The 1811-nt window shown below is 55.3% G+C and carries 1 protein-coding gene, 1 tRNA gene and 1 pseudogene; 2 read left to right on the top strand and 1 reads right to left on the bottom strand.

Annotation, left to right across the window (positions count from 1 at the left end; translation table 11 throughout):
- Window positions 1–614: pseudogene (locus tag CR103_RS21700) on the top strand (IS3 family transposase); the annotation flags it as partial.
- A gap of 238 nt (window positions 615–852) precedes the next feature.
- Here the strand turns inward: CR103_RS21700 and CR103_RS21695 are convergent.
- Window positions 853–1305 (bottom strand): hypothetical protein, encoded by a 453-nt coding sequence (locus tag CR103_RS21695; RefSeq protein ID WP_143752724.1) that lies wholly within the window; start codon window positions 1303–1305, stop codon window positions 853–855.
- 147 nt (window positions 1306–1452) lie between these two features.
- Here CR103_RS21695 and CR103_RS21690 point away from each other — a divergent pair.
- Window positions 1453–1528: transfer RNA gene (locus tag CR103_RS21690), tRNA-Phe, on the top strand.
- Window positions 1529–1811: the final 283 nt, after the last annotated feature.

Genomic DNA, 1811 nt, shown 5'->3' with positions numbered 1-1811 from the left:
TGGGGCTGGCGGGGATGGCGCCCGGTGCGGGCACGGCGGTTCAGCATCCGGGTCACAAGGTGTATCCGTATCTGCTGCGTGGCGTGGCCATCGTGCGGCCGAACCACGTCTGGAGTACAGACATCACCTATATCAGGCTCGCCCGCGGCTTTGCGTACCTGGTGGCGATCATCGATTGGTACTCGCGGCGCGTGCTGGCCTGGCGCATCAGCAACAGCATGGATGCGTCATTTTGCGTGGACTGCCTGGAAGAGGCGTTGATCGATCACGGCAAGCCTGAGATCTTCAACACCGACCAGGGCAGTCAGTTCACAAGCGTGGCGTTCACGGCCGTCTTAAAGCGTGCCGGTGTTAACATCAGCATGGACGGACGGGGCCGCGCGTTGGACAACATCTTCGTTGAGCGCTTGTGGCGCAACGTTAAGTATGAGGACGTGTACTTGAACGGCTACGCGACGATGGGCGATCTGCACGAGGGACTGACGCGGTACTTCGCCTTTTACAATGGCGACCGGCCACACCAGGCATTGAACTATCTGACACCTGACAAGGTGTATGCAAGTGGCGCAGGTGGTGGCGCGATGATTATCGACAAATACGGCAGCGTGTCTGCGCCCGAAGAAGATGCAAGCAGTGCTGAAGAGCATGAGGCGTTTCCCCAAACCCCGCCCTGCTGGGAGCCGACCGCAGTGATTCCACGTTCATGGGAGGGTGAGATTGAGCAAGACAGGGCAGCGCTGATCCGCTGCATGCAGGGTCAAGACCATAGCTTAAATTAAGGCAAAAACTGTCTTGACGGATGGGTCCACTTTAATCATTGCGAGTGTCCGGCAAACCCGAGGCGATCAAACCTCATTCTTTCTTTTCCCTGAATTCACCATCAATCACCGTGCCGTCGGTGCTTTTGAAAGGGTTTCGGCCAAGGAATTTGAAGACAGACGATAGCATCCGATCGAAAATCACTCGCCTCAACCAAGGGTATGTGAGAAGAAAAGCCGTAGCGAAGCCCGTGAACAGTGCGGGCACGTCATCGCCTCGCGACAGGAAGTGCAACAAGCAGAGTGCGAGTATGCCAAGGATGAGTGGTCGACGGGCAGGTTTGGGTAACAGGCCAACGATGCGCAGCTTACCTTTCCTTATCCAAGGAAATCTTGCAAAAAAACCGCCAAGAAGCAGTCCTGCCATGACCCGACCTGTGCCGAGATAATCGGCCAAAACCCCGACGACAAGGAAACCGGTGTAGGTCATCGTGCTGGCCAAAGTTGCCAGCAATAATAATGCAACAGCGATCGTTAGCTTTGGCATACGCATCGCCGCAATGACTAAAAAACGTAGGATTTTTGTACTCCGGCAAATGGACATTGGAAGGCTATCGCAAATTTTAACAGCACTCTCCCTGTCAGGGCTTTTCAATCAGTACCGGGTAAAGCGCGGCGCGAGTGATTGGTCCCAGGTCTGGTAGCTCAGGTGCGAAAGCAGAGGATTGAAAATCCTTGTGTCGGTGCTTCGATTCCGCCCCGGGCCACCAAGAACATCGTTCACGCAACGCCCACTCATCCAAGTGGGCGTTGTCGTTTCTGGGATTCGTAGTCCTCGGCTACGGTCCATTTCCGGTACTTGGTACTCCACTCTACCGGTCCTTTGGTGATAGTAGGTGCGCAGAGAGAATTGGTCTTGCGCTGTTTGGGTATTCCGGACCAACGTGACCAGTGATTCCGGCATCGTGACCAGTCATTCCATTTGAACGTGACCGCTCATTCCGGGCGAACGTGACCGATTTCGGGGCTTTTCCGGAATCAGCGGTCACGATG

The sequence above is a fragment of the Massilia psychrophila genome (assembly GCF_002760665.1).
Lineage (GTDB): Bacteria > Pseudomonadota > Gammaproteobacteria > Burkholderiales > Burkholderiaceae_D > JAFCUW01.
This window is presented reverse-complemented; position numbering and strand designations above follow the sequence as displayed.